14 protein-coding genes are annotated in these 15225 nt (G+C 70.1%); 5 read left to right on the top strand and 9 right to left on the bottom strand.

Features of this window, described 5'->3' with window-relative positions; all coding sequences use genetic code 11:
* Both ACWGI8_RS24290 and ACWGI8_RS24285 read left to right on the top strand, forming a co-directional pair.
* Positions 1–751, top strand: a 751-nt coding sequence (locus tag ACWGI8_RS24290) for a SpoIIE family protein phosphatase (protein WP_453663886.1), incomplete at its 5' end; no start/stop codon positions are given.
* Between the two features lie 228 nt (positions 752–979).
* A complete protein-coding gene (locus ACWGI8_RS24285) occupies positions 980–2113 on the top strand; it encodes an ABC transporter substrate-binding protein (RefSeq protein ID WP_453663885.1) in 1134 nt (377 codons plus the stop codon).
* A 160-nt stretch (positions 2114–2273) separates the two neighbouring features.
* Here the strand turns inward: ACWGI8_RS24285 and ACWGI8_RS24280 are convergent, their stop codons facing one another.
* The 3 genes from ACWGI8_RS24280 to ACWGI8_RS24270 all read right to left on the bottom strand — a co-directional run bounded on the left by ACWGI8_RS24280 (position 2274) and on the right by ACWGI8_RS24270 (position 6615).
* Complete coding sequence (locus tag ACWGI8_RS24280; RefSeq protein ID WP_453663884.1) at positions 2274–3137, bottom strand: immunity 49 family protein; 864 nt, start codon at positions 3135–3137, stop codon at positions 2274–2276.
* A gap of 11 nt (positions 3138–3148) precedes the next feature.
* Positions 3149–5914, bottom strand: a complete 2766-nt coding sequence (locus ACWGI8_RS24275) for a hypothetical protein (protein ID WP_453663882.1) — start codon at positions 5912–5914, stop codon at positions 3149–3151.
* Positions 5915–6081: 167 nt separating this feature from the next.
* The gene (locus tag ACWGI8_RS24270) at positions 6082–6615 is read right to left on the bottom strand and encodes a hypothetical protein (protein ID WP_453663881.1); all 534 of its coding nucleotides are present in this window, start codon (positions 6613–6615) and stop codon (positions 6082–6084) included.
* 177 nt (positions 6616–6792) lie between these two features.
* Between ACWGI8_RS24270 and ACWGI8_RS24265 the strand changes: the two genes are divergently transcribed.
* Complete coding sequence (locus ACWGI8_RS24265; protein ID WP_453663879.1) at positions 6793–9786, top strand: AfsR/SARP family transcriptional regulator; 2994 nt, start codon at positions 6793–6795, stop codon at positions 9784–9786.
* Between the two features lie 75 nt (positions 9787–9861).
* Here ACWGI8_RS24265 and ACWGI8_RS24260 read toward each other — a convergent pair whose 3' ends face one another.
* The 5 genes from ACWGI8_RS24260 to ACWGI8_RS24240 form a co-directional block, all read right to left on the bottom strand.
* Positions 9862–10299: an N-acetyltransferase family protein gene (locus tag ACWGI8_RS24260; protein WP_453663877.1), complete on the bottom strand. Its 438-nt coding sequence runs from the start codon at positions 10297–10299 to the stop codon at positions 9862–9864.
* A 739-nt stretch (positions 10300–11038) separates the two neighbouring features.
* A complete protein-coding gene (locus ACWGI8_RS24255; RefSeq protein ID WP_453663876.1) occupies positions 11039–11236 on the bottom strand; it encodes a hypothetical protein in 198 nt (65 codons plus the stop codon).
* 2 nt (positions 11237–11238) lie between these two features.
* On the bottom strand, positions 11239–11577 hold the full coding sequence (locus tag ACWGI8_RS24250; protein ID WP_453663874.1) for a DUF397 domain-containing protein: 339 nt from the start codon (positions 11575–11577) through the stop codon (positions 11239–11241).
* Between the two features lie 215 nt (positions 11578–11792).
* Positions 11793–12005 (bottom strand): hypothetical protein, encoded by a 213-nt coding sequence (locus ACWGI8_RS24245; RefSeq protein WP_453663872.1) that lies wholly within the window; start codon positions 12003–12005, stop codon positions 11793–11795.
* Positions 12006–12162: 157 nt separating this feature from the next.
* Positions 12163–12348 carry a hypothetical protein gene (locus ACWGI8_RS24240; protein WP_453663870.1) on the bottom strand — a complete coding sequence of 62 codons (186 nt, stop codon included), beginning with the start codon at positions 12346–12348 and terminating at the stop codon, positions 12163–12165.
* 172 nt (positions 12349–12520) lie between these two features.
* On the opposite strand from ACWGI8_RS24240, the gene ACWGI8_RS24235 reads away from it, so the two are divergent.
* Positions 12521–13273: a DUF6879 family protein gene (locus ACWGI8_RS24235; protein WP_453663869.1), complete on the top strand. Its 753-nt coding sequence runs from the start codon at positions 12521–12523 to the stop codon at positions 13271–13273.
* Between the two features lie 10 nt (positions 13274–13283).
* A complete protein-coding gene (locus ACWGI8_RS24230; RefSeq protein ID WP_453663867.1) occupies positions 13284–14135 on the top strand; it encodes a helix-turn-helix domain-containing protein in 852 nt (283 codons plus the stop codon).
* A gap of 129 nt (positions 14136–14264) precedes the next feature.
* Here ACWGI8_RS24230 and ACWGI8_RS24225 read toward each other — a convergent pair whose 3' ends face one another.
* Complete coding sequence (locus ACWGI8_RS24225; RefSeq protein WP_453663866.1) at positions 14265–14444, bottom strand: hypothetical protein; 180 nt, start codon at positions 14442–14444, stop codon at positions 14265–14267.
* Between the last annotated feature and the right edge of the window lie 781 nt (positions 14445–15225).

The raw sequence follows: 15225 nt of genomic DNA, 5'->3' as shown, positions 1-15225 counted from the left end.
GGTCCACCCCGACGGCACCGTGGCCTTCCCCCCGCTGCCGATCTCCCCGCCGCTGGGCCTGGGAGCCGGCCTGCCCAGTGAGAGCGCCGAACTGACCGTGCCCGAGGGTTCCCGGCTGGTGCTCTACACCGACGGACTGATCCAGGACCGCGACCGGGACCTGGACGCCGGCCTGGCGGCCCTCGGCGCCACCCTGGCAGGGCCCGACCGCACCCCGGAGGCCACCTGCGCCGCGGTGATCGAAGCCATGATGCCCGCTCAGCCCGGAGACGACATCGCGCTGCTGGTGGCCCGCACGCGCCGGCTCGACCCCGAGCAGGTCGCCCAGTGGGACGTGCTCCGTGACCCGGCGGCGGTGGCTCCGGTCCGCACCGCCTGCGTCCGCCGGCTCGCGGAGTGGGGCCTGGGGGAGATCGCGTTCGCCGCCGAGCTCGTCCTCAGCGAGCTGATCACCAACGCCATCCGCTACGGCTCCGAGCCCATCACCCTCCGGCTGCTCCGCGACCGCGCGCTGATCTGCGAGGTCTCCGACGGCAGCAGCACCTCGCCCCGTCTGCGGCGGGCCAAGGTCACCGATGAGGGCGGCCGCGGACTCTTCCTGGTCGCCCAGTTCGCCGAACGCTGGGGCACCCGCTACATCCCCACGGGCAAGGTCATCTGGGCCGAACTGTCCCTCCATGACGGAACCACCCCGTCGGCGGAGAGCCTCGGCGAGATCCTGATCGACCAGTGGGACGACACGGCATGGTGAGGGGGGATCCCGCAGTCGCCGCACGACCGGCCTCCCGGGGCGCCCCGCGGGCCCGGCCACGGCTTCCGTCGGCGGTCGTTCCCCTGGTCACAGCGGGTGGGGCGCCGGTCCCGGGGGGTGACCGGCCGGGACCCGGCCGCCGAGTCGGCCGGGTACCCTGGCCTCGATGACCGGTTCGCCGCCTTCGTCCTCGTGACAACCGCTCGTTCCTGAGCCCTCGGAGTCATCGTGCCTGCAGCTCGTGCCCGAACAGCGGCCGTCTGCGCCTGCCTCACCCTCGCGGTCCTGAGCGCATGCGGTGAGACACCGGCCCCCGCCCCCGAGAAGCCGTCGGTTGCCACCTCCGCCGAGAACATGGGCGGCATGGATGCGCTGATCGCCGCGGCGAAGGCCGAGGGCACGCTCAACGCCATCGCGATTCCGCGCGACTGGGCCAACTACGGCGGCTTGATCGACGGATTCGAGAAGAAGTACGGGATCAAGGTCACGGTCGACGATCCGCAGGGCTCGAGCCAGGACGAGATCGACGCCATGAAGAAGACCAGGGGCCGGGCCAACGCGCCCGACGTGATCGACGTAGGGGATACGTTCGCGCGGGCTGCGGCCCGGCAGAACCTGCTGGCGCCGTACAGGGTCGCTGCGTTCGACTCGATCCCGGACAACCAGAAGGACCCGCGGGCCCGCTGGTACAACAACTACGGCGGCTACATCTCCATCGGCTGCGACGCCAACCGGGTCAAGCCCTGTCCCCGGACCTTCGCCGATCTGCTGAAACCCTCGTACAAGGGCAAGGTCTCGCTCGACGGCGACCCCACCCGGTCCGGCACCGCCTTCGCCGGCGTGTACGCGGCAGCCCTGGCGAACAACGGGTCGTTCGACGACATCCGGCCCGGTCTCGACTTCTTCGCCGAGCTCAGCAGGAGAGGCAACTTCAACCCCGTCGAGTCCACCTCGGCCGCGGTCGAGAGCGGCAGGACGCCCATCAGCATCGACTGGGACTACGTCAACCTCGACTACGCCGAACGGTTCCGCGGCAGAGGCGTGGACTGGCAGGTCGCGATCCCCTTCGACGGCAGCTTCGCCCAGTACTACGCGCTGGCCGTCAACAAGCACGCCCCGCACCCGGCGGCTGCCCGCCTGTGGCAGGAGTACCTCTTCAGTGTCGAGGGCCAGAACCTCCGGCTCGTCGGCTACGCCCGTCCGGTGCTGATGGATGTCATGAAGAAGGACGGCACCCTCGACGAGGCGGCCGCCGCGAGGCTGCCGACGGTTGAGGGGACGCCGCAGTTCCCCACGGACGCGCAGTTGGAGAAGGCGAAGAGGACGGTCGCCCGGGGCTGGCCGAGGGCCGTCGCCGGCTGACACGCCGTCCCGCGAGGACCGCGCGCGGCCGTGGGCGCGTGTCCGGTCCCGCGAGCTCTGCCCTGCCCCCTGGCTCGTACGCCCTCGTACGCCCTCGTTCGCCCCGTAGCCACGGCTTCACGATGGACGCGGTCCCGCCTGCGCCGGGAACGGCAGGGGCTCAGGTGTCGATCTCGCCGACCCAGGCGAACTCCAGGAGGGACTTGGGGAGGTACTCGGACTCGATGTCGATGGGGAAGCCGGCGTCGCGGGCGAGGCAGGCGACGGCGAGCGGGCCGAGGGCGACGAGACCGTCAGTGCTCATGGCCCGGTCCTCGGTCGCGGTCCAGTACTCCTTGTGCCACCGCAGCGCGTCGGCCAGCGCGATGTCGAATTCCTCGTGGTCCTGCCGGAGATAGCGGTAGAAGAGGATGACCGGCGGATAAAGGATCTTCGCCATCAGCTCCGGGTCGGCGTACCGGGCCGCCTCCGGGCTGGTGCCGTCGACCGCGGCGACCAGCTTGTCGCCCACGTCCTGCCGGCCGAGCCAGAAGCTCTGCAGGGTCTCCACCCAGGAGTAGATGTACTCGTCGAAGACCGCCCCGGACTCACGCAGCAGGGAGACGGGCACCTGGGCCAGCTTGTTGAGGCGCTCGTTCTCGCGGCAGACCATGGCCAGGAAGAAGGAGGTGACCCAGGTTCCGGGGTTCAGGTGGGACCGGGGGCCGGTCGCGGGCAAGGCCTTCTCCTGGCCCTTGATCCGGACGGTCACCGTGCTGCCCGCGCCCGCCGTGACCGCGGAGAACAACGCGGATCCGGTCTGCATGGCCGTGACCCAGGCTTCCCAGGTCTCGAACTTCGTCGCCTCCGGATCCTTCGCGCAGTGCGCCTTCGCGAGAGTCAGCGTGGTGCTCAGCACCTGGGCACGCACGGTGTCCGACCCTTCGAACTCGCTGAGCATCCAGGTGACGGCCTCATCGAGGGCCTTGAGGGCTTCGGGTACGTCGTCCGTGGAATATCCGTGGCGGGGAACCGTCGTGGCCACCGGCCGTCTCCTTAATCGATCTTGAAGTGTTCCAGCACGGCCCCAGCGTAGGTGCCCGTGTTCTCACTGGCCTTGACCATGACGTACTGGACTTTGCCCTGGCTCAGTGCCCGGAGCAGGTCGGTCGCGGCAAGGACGTCCTTCGAGGAGCGTGTCATCATCTCGGCGATGATCGTCTGGATGTACGGCCTGGTGCCCTGCTTGACCATCATGCCCTCTGCGTCTCCGGCACCCTTGCGCCACTGGAGATCGCTCTTCGGGGCCTTCGCCTCGACGATGAGGTAGCTGCCGTCGTCGAACTTGTACAGCTGGTCGAACTCATTGGCGCCGTTGGCCGTTTTCGGGAGCTCGACCAAGTCGGCGCCCGGGAACTTCTCGGGGACGACGTGGAGCTTGGCCGCGTCCTCGCCGAGTTGCTCGGGTATCTTGCTGTTGTTGGGCCTGTCACCGAGTTGCTTGCGATACGCCTCCTGCGCGTCTTCGAGTGCCTGCTGCGTCTCAGCGGTCGATTCCTTCTCGAACGCGCGCTCCGCGTTGCTCAGGTCCGCGGCCACTTTGCGATCCTTCGCCACCTTGTCGAGGTGGGCGATGTGCTTGGGGTCGACCGAGGCGCGGTCCAGAGTGGACGGGTTGAGCCGGACCTCCGACGGTCCGGACGGCAGGGCGTCCCTGGAGATCCAGTTGCCCTTGTTGTCCTTGGCCAGCACCGGCAGCTCGACGCCGTTCTCCTCGGCCTTGGCGTCGTGGCGGTGGCCGTCGGTGCGGTAGTACTTCTTGAACCAGACAGGGTCGTTGTTGGCCTTCCAGATCTGCTCGTCGAGGATCTGCTTCCGCTGGTCCGTGGTGAGCTGGGGCCGCAGATCGGCACAGGTGAACACGTTCGTCGCCGGCGTGGGCACGCCGTCCTGCCCAGGCGGATGGTTGACGAACACGACCTTGTCGACCACAGGCGGCCCAGTGGGCGCGCAGTGCCGGTGCAGGTTGAGCCTGCGAAGCTCCTTCAGCAGGTCGTCCCGGGACATGCCGGCCAGGGGCGTGGTCGCGTTCGGTTCGATGTTGATCCGGGCGACCTTGTCGAAGCCGGGCGGGGGGATCTCACCGGTCTCGCCCTTGAGCCGCTTCACCGCCTCCTTGAAACTGTCCTCGACCTCGCTCGTGCCGCCGGTGACGGTCTCCTGCTGGATGGCCTGCCGTGCCGTCAGGTCCAGGATGTCGGCCTTGTAGCCCTCCGGCGCGCCCTCGGGGCGGTACGTGATGCCCCACGTGACCTTGTGACCGGCTCGCGCGAGGTCGGCCGCGTGCTGCAGCACCCTGATGTCCTGAGGAGATGAGAGCCGAGCGGTGTTGTCCCTCATCTCGCTGAAGTTGACCAGGTCCGTGACCGTCAAGTTGTCGGTCATGACGACCAGTTCATAGAACGGCAGGAACGCCCGCTGCCTGATCACGTTGGCGATCGTGCTCGTGACGTAGCTGATGCGGTCGGCCCGGCGCCCACGGTCGGTGTTCGGACCGATGTCGGTGGTCATCGCGTCCAGCGTCTGCAGGATGGCCTTGCCATTGGGTTGTTCTTTGATGACCGGCTTGTTGAGGTCGAATCCACGTCCGGCGAGCCGCTTGACGAGCGCCGGATCGTTCCCCATGACGGCCGGGTTGTAGAGGACCGCCTGCCACGTCACAGGCATCACCGTGTTGGCCGGCGCCGTGTTGATCGCCGTCGCCGTATACGGCACGCTCGCCCCGGGTGGCACCGAGACGGTCGTATTCAGCGCCGACTGGCCCGCGACGGACACCGTGAGCTTGCCGTTGGCCGTACCGGGCCCCGCATTGGTGACCGTCACCATGGCCGAACACGTCCGCGCTTCACAGGGGTTCGACGAAAGGCTGCGGAGATGCACGCTGACGTCCGGCTGAACCGTGACGCGTTCGCTGAGCTGCGCCGGCTTCGCTTCCGTCTCACCGAGCCGCTCCACGGCCGCGGCCGTGCTCTGCACCTGCGAGTCGTCGGCCTCGCTGACGGCGGACGACAGGCCGGTGGGCGGCGCGGCTTCACCCGATCCCGCGTTCACGACCCGTGCGACGCCGTGTGGCCGGCCGTAGTGGATCGAGGTGAGCACACCCCGGGTGCCCGGTGACGCCGACGCCGACGCCGACGCCGACGGTGACGGCGTGGCGCGATGGCCGGACGGGCCGGATACCGGAAGGCCGACCGACAGCAGCCGATACGGGGACGAGGCGGCCACCAGGATCCGTTGCGTGCCGTTGGTCAGTACCCGTGCCGGGTGACCGCTCACCGATGCGGTTCCGGCTTGCGTCCAGTTCACGGCATCTGTGTCGAAGACGGCTCCGGCCAGTGCGGCAGGGGTGAGCCGCGATGCCGGAAGCAGGCCGGTCACGCTTGGCGGAGGATTCAGTATCCAGGTGTTGGCCAGCGAGTCCGCGCTGCTCGGCTTGTCCCCGAGCCACCACTGCTTGTTGCCGCGCATCAGCGTCCGGCCCGGACTGACGGCTATCTCCGCCATGGCACCGAAATCCCGGCTCAGCGTGCCGTACGCCGTGCCGTCGCTTGCCACCGTCATGCGCACACGGGTGATCACGCCATCGCCGTCCACGGCAGCGCCCGCATAGTTGACGCCGTGCCAGGCGCGCAGGCTCTGCGCGGCCACTGACGCCATTTGTCCGGGCGTCTGGTGCCGCGGCCAGACGAGGAATGTCGTCAGGCCGGCAAGAAGAGCCACGACCAGTGCGAGAACGCTCCAGCGCCGACGCCGGGAGCTCATCGCCCGTACGCGGCTCCACCAGGGCTTGTGACTACGAGGCTGTGGCTGCCCGGGGATCACAGCCGGCCATGCGGCGCCCGCCCCATGGTCTGCCGCCCGGTCCACGGCGTAGGCCGCGTGGGGCGGCCGCTCCTCCGGCCCGCCGGAGCCGGCCGGGCTCGATGCCATCAGTCGGCCCGTACGAAGCTGAGCAGCACACCGGTGCCGAGCCACGGCTCGATTCCACAGCACTTCCAGCCCGCGCCCTCAACGGCCTGGATCGCTTCATCGACCCCGCGGTCCGCCCGCCTGACGGCCCGTTTCCCGTACACCGGCCGATTGAGGTAGAGCTGCACCGTGTGCGTCATCTCGCCTGCTTCCCGCGCCCTGCGGGCCTCTCGGGCCAGGCTCCACAGGTGGCGCCGCTTCATGCTTGTCATCTGGTACCTCCGTGTCGTCTCCGCGGGCCGGACCCGTGCCAGGTCCTCCCACTCGGCGTGATCGGCGACCGCGCACACCGCCGCGTTCCGGCTGGGCAGGTCGGTGGCGACCAGGACCAGACGTCCGTCGTGCCGCCGCGCCCGGGCGCTCCAGGCGCCCGCGCTGCCTTCGACCCGGCCGACGACCGGGCCGCCGGCCACGCGGATCCGGCAGCCGCCGTCGTCCAGGCCGTACAGAACGAGGCCGCAGCGGCCCAGGAGCAGCGCAACCTCAGGGGTCATGGCGCCTCCGCGGGTCGGGCGCGCGCGGCGCCGGGTCGCAGGCGACGGCCCCGGTGCCGTCCCCTGTGCGGCACCGCGACGACCGCGGTTCCTGCGCTGACTTGCCAACTGTGGTGCTCACCGCTGCAATAGCGATGAAGTTCTGATGATCCGTGATGACCCAGGGGGAGGGCCCAGATGGAATCGGGGGCGCCGGAGGATCTGCACATCGCGTTATTGGGCCCCGTGCAGGCATGGCGAGGCGACCGGGAGGCGCCGATCGGCCCGGCCCGCCGGCAGGCGGTGCTGGCGGCGCTGGTGCTGCGCGGCGGCCGGCTGGTCAGCCACGAGCAGCTGATCGACGGAGTGTGGGGCGAACGGCCGCCGCCGACGGGCCGGCGCGTCCTGCCGAGCTACGCGTACGCGCTGCGGCGGGCCCTGGACGTGCCGGGTGCGGGGCAGGACAGATCGGTGATCCGCGTCGGGCCGGGCGGCTACCGGTTCGCCGCACCGGTCCGCCTCGACACAGCACGCCTCACCGAACTCTCCGTCGGGACAGGCCGGCTGCTGGCCGCCGGTGACAGCTCGGGGGCGCTCGCCGCCGCCGATCAGGGCCTGCGTCTGTTCCGCGGGGAGCCGCTGGCGGGGTTGCCCGGGCCGTATGCGCTCGGGAAACGGCAGCGGCTGCTGATCGAGCGCCGGTCCTTGCAGCAGCAGCGGCTGGAATGTCTGCTGCAGCTCGGCCGCGGCAGCGAGGTCCTCGCGGACCTGGCCTCCCTGGAGGCCGCCCATCCGCTGGACGAGTCGCTACTGGGCCTAAGGATCCGGGCGCTGTACAGCACGGGCCGGCATGGCGAGGCGCTCGCCGCGTACGAGGGGCTGCGGCGGCGGCTGCGAGACGAGCTGGGGGCCGCACCGTCCGCGGCGCTGCGGGACCTGCACGCGGCAGTGCTCCGGCACGACGACACGGCCGTCCTCCGCGGCTCTGCCACCGCCGACGGCTCTGTCCCCCCGGGCGGGGCACCCGCCTCGAAGGCCCCCGAGGCAGTTGCCTCGCGGCGTCCCCGGTCATCGCCCGCGCCGGTGTCGGCGCAGACCCGGCCGCTTCGCACGGTGAACGAACTCCCCGGAAACGCAGGTAAGTTGATCGGCCGCGTCGCTGAGGTCGCCGCGCTGACCGCGCCCGGTCCCGACGATGCCGTCACCGTCGCGACGGTGGACGGGCCTGCCGGGGTCGGAAAGACATCGCTGCTGGTGCACGCGGCGTGGACGCTGCGCCCCCAGCACCCGGACGGCGTCCTCTTCCTCGATCTGCGCACGCACCACTCACCGGCGGGCGACCGGCCCTTGACGAAGCGGCTGCTCCAACGGCTGCTGCGCACGCTCGGCACGGCCGACGCGGACGTACCCCAGGACCGCGACGATCTGATCGCCGCGTGGCGGGACGCCACCAGCGGGCTGCGGCTGCTGCTCGTTCTCGACGACGTGGGAAGCGCCGCTCAGGTGCGGCCACTGCTGCCTGCCGGTCCGGGCAGCCGCGTGCTGGTCGCGGGACGGCGCAGGCTGACCGGACTGGACACGGACCGGTGCGTGACCCTGGAGCCCCTGCCGGCCACCGACTCGATCGGGCTGCTGCGGCGCCTGATCGGCGAGGCGCGCACCGACGCCGACCTCGAGGGGGTCACCGACCTGGCGCGGCTGTGCGGGGGCCTGCCACTGGCCCTGCGGATCGCGGGCGCGCGGCTGCAGCACCGGCCGTCGTGGTCGCCGGCCCACCTGGCGGCGCGGATGGCGCGGGACGAGCGGCGACTGGGCGAGCTGAGCGCCGGGGACCGCAGCGTGGAGGCCGCCTTCCACATGTCCTACGAGCAGTTGAGCGAGGCACGGCAGCGGGCGTTCCGGCTGCTGGGACATGCGCCGACGCCGGAGTTCGACGCGTGGACGCCGGCGGCGATGCTCGGGGTGGGTGTCGATGAGGCGGAGACCGTGCTGGAGGAGCTGTACGACGCGAGCCTGGTGCTGCAGCCGGGCCCGGGGCGGTACCGCCTCCACGACCTCGTGCGGGTCCATGCCCGGAAGCTGGCCGACGCCCTGCCCGAGGAGACGGCGCAGGCCCGCCGGCAGGCACTGGAGCTGTACGTCCAGGTGGGCCGGCTCACCAGTGACGACGGCCGGGCATCGGACGGGGATCCGCAACGGTTCGACTCCGCGCGGGACGCGGCGCGTTGGCTGGACGAGGCGGGGGCGGACCTGGCGGACGTGCCGCGGTACGCGGCGGCGCACGGCGAGGACGTCCTGACGGTGCAGCTGGGTGTGGCGCTGCGGGACTACTTCCTCCACCACGATCGCTACGACGAGGGCCGCACGGCGCTGACGACGGCGCTGCAGGCCGCGGAGCGGACCGGGGACCCCGCGCTGCGGGTCCTGGTGGCGGCGTCGCTCGGGCTGCTGGACTACCAGCAGGGCCGGAACGCGCAGGGTGGGGACTGGTTCCGGCAGGCGCTGGAGTGCGCCCGCGAGAGCGGCGACGAGGCGCTGGCGGCGCAGCCTCTGCTCGGTCTGGCCATCCAGGACTTCCTGCCGGGGCGGTACGACACGGTGGCGGCCACCATCGACGAGGTGCTGCCGGTCCTGGAGCGGGCCGACGACGAGTGGGGGGTGTCGCTGGCGCTGGCGATGCGGTCGATGAGCCGGTTCATGCGAGGCGACGTACAAGCAGCGTTCGCCGACGCGCGGGCGGCGCTCGCCGCGGCGGAGCGCAACGGCCGCCCGATACCGATCAGCCAGCGCCTGCTCTCCCTTGCGGACGGGCATGCGGCACTCGGCGAACGGGCGGAGGCGCGGGCGGTGCTGCTGCGCGGTGAGGCACTGCTGCGGGAGGCCGGCGACCCGTTGCTGCTGGCGCTGACGTTGACACGGCTGGGGTCGGTCGCGGAGGACCTCGTGGAGGCGGAACGCCACCATCGCCAGGCGCTGGCGCTGCACGCAGGCATCTCGCGGCGTTCGGAGCCGCACCGCACACGGCTCGAGATGGAGATCCGGCGCCGCCTGGGTGAGTCGTACGCGGCGGCGGGAGCACGGGCGCGGGCACGACGGGAGTTCCGTACGGCACTGGACGTGGAGCGAGCGGCGGAACACCCGGAGCTGCAGGAGAAGTTGCGGGCTTCGCTGGCGGAGGCGGACGGGGAGTGAGCGGGCGCCACCGGCCGCCTCGTCGGCACGGGCAGCCGACGACTCCGGCTCAGGGCGTGAACCACAGGTTCGGAGCTAGGGCAGTGGGTAGTCGTAGCGGATGAACCCGTGGAAGCTCGCCACCCTGTCATACAGGGCGCGGGCGGGGGTGTTGTCCTGCTTGGTGGTCCAGTACAAGCGCGAAGCGCCCCGGTCGCGCGACACCCCGGCCACCCGCTCGATCAGCGCCCGCGCCACGCCCTGGCCGCGCGCAGCCTCGTCAACGAACAAGTCCTGGAGGTAGCAGCTGTCCGCCGACCAGAACGTGGGATGGAACAGATAGTGGGCGATGCCGACCAGCTTTCCGTCCGACCGCGCGCCGATGCCATGAAACTCCGTGTCACCCAGCAGCCGTTGCCAGGTCTCCTCATACCCGTCGTCGGGCACCGAGGTGCGGTAGAAACTCTTGTAGCCGCGCGCCAGTACTTCCCAGGCGGCGCGGTCCTCAGGGCGCAATGAGCCGATGACGATCATGGTTACCCATCCTTGCACGCGACGCTTCTGGCCGGTCCGGTGATCCGCAGAACCGATGGGCGGACGGCCCGGGCTGCCAACGTCTCTGGCCGGTCCGGTGATCCGCAGGCCCCGCCTTGCCCGTTCTGGCAGCGCCCCGGGAACGGCTCCACACCTGTTCTACGGGGGAGGGCGGCCCGTCCCGTCGTCCAGCTGGTTACCGCACGGAGTGGCTACGTCCTGCTGGTGACCCATGAGTGAACCTCACCTTGTGCTCGGGGGCAGGCTCCCACTGGCGCCTGCATCCCGCGCAGTGCCAGCGCCACCGGTCCTCGAATCCGGGAGCGGTGCGCGTGGTGTCCCTCCACAGAAACGGCCGGTCCGGGCAGTGGGGGCATGACGGAGGCTTCTGCACCATTCGGATCTCTCCTTGGGGTCTGCTCCAGCGTGGTGCGTCGGCCTGTGGACCGTGGTGCGGACCCGCGGCGGCCACTCGGATGAGGGACCGTGCGGCGGCTTGCGACCCGCCCGCTGCCCGCGCCGCCACAATGGCAGCGGACGGGAGTTCATGGACAGGACCACACGTCGACGCCCAGGACGTGGGCCCCTTGACGGCCGCGGGCCTTGCCGCGTGGGACTGCGCCGCTCGTCATGGCTCCACACCTGCTCTGCGAGTGAGTGCGGCCCGTCCGTCACGATCGGCCAGACAAGAGCCCCGGCCGGCCGACGGGGGACGGCGGACCGGGGCAGGTCCAGCGGTTCAGCGCCGGCCAGTGGGGCGGGCGCTGCCCACCAGCCGGCCCTTGCGGGTGGCGCCGCCGCAGTTCTCACACGAGACGATGACCGCGCCCTCATATACGAGTGCCACGGTGTTGTGGCCCCGGCATTCCCGGCACGGGTTCCTCGCGAACCGCTGCTGCACGCGCGCGAATGCCTGGTTGACCTGCTCGGCGTTCATGGTCAGGCCGCGGCCGCGGCAGCTTGCTCCAGCTCCGCATCGGTGGCCATGAGGTCGTCGAACTCGCCGTCCCTGATTCCCTGCGCGAACTTCGTGAACTCGGCGCGGGTGAAGTACAGGACCGGGCTGGCGGGGTCCTTGTCGTCGGAGAGCGCCACCATGCGGGTGCCGTCGGGGACGTGGGGGTGGGGATGGTCCCTCGCGTCAGGCGCTGCGGCGACGATGACGCAGTCCTTCAGGATGGGGTCGAGGTCGGTCCGGCTGGCCTTGCGCCAGTCCAGGCCCGTGGCGTTCAGGTTCTCGTACACCATGGTGCTGCGTCCGTTGCTGATGGTTCCCACAGGTCTGCCTCTCTGGTAATTGCTCTGGTTGGGACTCGGCCCCGCACTCGGCCTGTCCAGGGTTGGGAGTGCGAGGACGGGGTCTTGCAAACCCGCCTCGGTCGGTTCATACGGTTCTGGCCGGGGCGGGCGTTCATCGGGTGCGACCTTTGACTCGGTGCCGTCGCCACGGGTGGGCGTTGCGCGCTGCCCGTCGGTCGGTAACGGACGGAAGTTCAGGGGCAGGCCCACACCTCGGTATCAAGGACATGGGCGCCCTGCCGGCCGCGGGCGACGCCGCACCAGATGGCGCCGGTCGTGAGCGGCTTGCCGCAGGCGACACAGGACCGGCCGGCGTACTGCTCCCAACTGAGCGCCTGCGCGGCCGGAACGGGCGCCTTCCGGCAGCTCGTACGTGCGGCCGTCCCTTCGACGGCGGGCGCGGTCACTGCGGTTCCGGGCCGCGGTTCGGCCAGCGAGCCGGTGTGTAGTAGTCCTCGTGGTCGCCCTTGTGCCCCGGGTCACGAGTGCAGCGCGCTCGGCCACCCCGGAACGAGACCCAGCAGTAGCCGTTCCACGACTTACCGGTCGTGTTGAGGCCCGGCTTCACGACGGGTCCCGGTGCGGCTTGAGGCCGCGCTGCTCACGGCACGGTGCGCACGCGTACAGCGGCACCGGCGGGCCGGACTGACGCTCGCCGTACTCCACCAGCTGCGCGGTCTCGGAGGGGCCCTTGTGCCAGTGGCACCAAAGCTCAGTTGTTGCCCCGAAGGGCTGGATTCCCGTCTCCATGACCAGGACCGTAGGTAGGACCAGTTGACGCGCACCACGTTATGTTCTCGAATGTTCTCGCACTCTGGCCGAATGTTCTCCAGTGGTCTTGTGTGAGGGGGTGCACGCTGTAGATGGGAACCGTCGGCCTGGTGATGCTGGTGGCGACAAGCCCGACACCGAGGGAGACGACATGTCGCGACGACTGCGGTTCAACGGCACGGACAGCAAGAACGGTGGATGCCCTGCGGTCCACGAGGACCTGGACTCCGGGGAGATCATCGTCCAGGGCACGCCGCTGACCGATCCCGATGACCTCGCCCGGCTCCAGCACTTCGGCCCCGGTGACGCGGCCGTGGCCGTACCGCGTGAACTCCTCGTCAACCACGGCCCCAAGAAGATGGAGCGCGAACCCGAGATCATCGACTTGGAGGAGTTCGGCCGACTCTTCGAGACGTTCGAGCACTCGGCTTGGCACCTGGAGACCCGGCGCGGCTACGCGTCGGACCGAGAAGACACTGCGTACGCGGAGTTCCTCACGACCGGGACGGCCCCGTGCGACGTCGACAGTGATTGGTGCGTGAACATCCGCCGGCAGACGTCCAGCGGCAAGTACGTGGGCCGTGTCCGCGTCGTCGACAACCCGCCCACCGAGGGGCAGTTGTTCCTGCTCGGCTACGCGCGATGCAACGCGGCCACGGGCGAGGACGTGCGGAACCTGTGGCGCGAGGACGCCGAGCGTGCGCACCTTCCTGCCGAGGACTTCTGGATCTTCGACAGCCGGTTGGTAGCCGTGCTCCGCTTCGACGACGCGGATGGCTTCCACGACGTAGAGATCATCACGGAGCCGGCGGAGGTGTTGCGGTACTGCCAGGTGCGCGATGCCGCAGTGCACGCGTCCATCCCGTACGACCAGTTCGCGGCGCAACTCGGCTCGAAGGGCTAGGCCGGCACCGGTGAGCACGGACTACCAGCAGGCTCGGGAAGCCCTCGGAGCACGCCTGAGGGAACTACGCCTCGCGGCCCCAGGAGGCCGGCTCACCGGTACACAGCTCGCTCAGCGGCTGGGTTGGCCGCACTCCAAGGTGTACAAGCTGGAGGGTGGACGGCAGACCGCAACCACCCAAGATCTGCGGGCCTGGGCCGGCGCCGTCGGCCAGCCCGAGACCCTCGATGAACTGGACGCCCGCCTCAAGGGGTTCGAGTCCCACGTCCGCTCCTGGCGGCGCCAACTGGCCGCAGGGCACCGGCCTGTGCAGGACAGCTGGAACCTGGAGGTCGACCGGTCCAGGGCTATCTACGCGTGGGAGGAAGCCGTCGTCCCCGGCATGCTCCAGACCGCCGACTACGCGCGGCACATCTTCTTGCGGTACGCCGACCTCCAGGGCACCGTGCGCGACACCGACGAGGCGGTCCGGGCCAGGATGAAGCGGCAGGAGTGGCTCTACCAGGGCGGCCGGAGGTTCCACGCCCTGGTGTGGGAGGCCGCGCTGCACGCGCTGGTGTGTCCGCCGTCCGTGCTCGTCAGCCAGCTCGATCGGCTCACCGGGGTGATTGGGATGGACACCGTGGAGCTGGGGATCATCCCGCTCGGCGCGTCGCTCAAGATCCCCACCGCGAACGGGTTCTGGGTCCTTGACGAGCGGCTGGTGATCGCCGAGGACTGGCACGCGGAACTGTGGCTCGATGACGCTGACTCCGTGGCCACGTACCTGCGGGTCTGGCGCACGCTGAAGGAGTCAGCGGTGTTCGGAGCAGACGCCCAGAACGTGATCAACCGCGTCCGCCGCTCGATGAGACCGTGGTAACGACGAAAGTTCTCCCTCCCGCGCACGCAGCGCGGGAGGGGGCAAGGCGGCTGGGCGGGGGTCAGCACAGGATGTGGATCAGGCCGTACCCAGTCAGCAGACGACACCGGGCCTCAAGTCGGCGGCCGGTCATCTGGTGCAGGGACAGGACCAGGCCCGCGATGTCTTGACCGCGAGGGCGATCACGGCGATGCCCGTGCCGATGGCCGCAAGGACGTCTGGCGGGATGGTGTTGATGAGCTCGGCCATCCATGTGGCGATCTGAGCCGTCACGCCGACCGGCGGCAACAGGGCAACCCGGATGGGCACCGCAGAGCGCCCGCCATGGATGGGTGGGGGGCTCTGGGGTGTCCCATGTGTCCGGGACGGTCCGGGGCCGCCCGGGACAGTGTGTGTCTGTTGTCGACGACGTCCGTCCTTGGGAATCTCTCCCTGCCCAACCCCAACCGCCGACCTCCAGGCTGCTCCGGAGCCGCGAGCGGCTGATGTCGGCCCCTGATGCTCACTATGGCGGGGAATGTACGCCTCGCCAGACGGCCGTGTTTGGTCAACGGTTTGGCCAAATCTGGAAACACGATCGGCCTGTGACCTCTGTGCGAAGATCACAGGCCGATCGCTCGGGAACGCAGTGCGGGACCGTAACCAGACTTTTGACCCGGCCTTGACCTGCGGCAACTGCCCTGACCAGCGCATTCGAGGTTCGCTCGATGCCAGTGGGTGTCACTCAAGGCCAGTGAAAGCAGGGCTGTGTTCCCCCATGGGAACAGGCCTGCGGGCGATCAAGCAGGCAAGCCCCCTCGTATGTACAAAAAACCCGAACCGCAGTACCTGGGAACAGCAACGCCCCCGCCGGAGCGGGGGGCCGCGACCGCTCACGGTCCGCCTGGGGGAGGTGGTTCCGCGAGGGCCGTATATGGAATGGGGCGTGCTGTCCCGTCTCACTCAATCGAGTCGTCTTCTCAACGAACCGAGCCGTTCGGGCTCCTGTCGCAGCGAACCTAAGGGCTGTCCCGTAATCCCCGGTGGATCAGCGCGCGGCGTCAGATGCGGTGCATCGCAAGGCGGAGGGTCGTCCTCATACTGGGCGTAT

It is taken from the genome of Streptomyces sp. NPDC054841 (genome assembly GCF_053611045.1).
The sequence above is the reverse complement of the archived record's forward strand: the minus strand, read 5'-3'. Positions and strand labels throughout refer to the sequence as shown.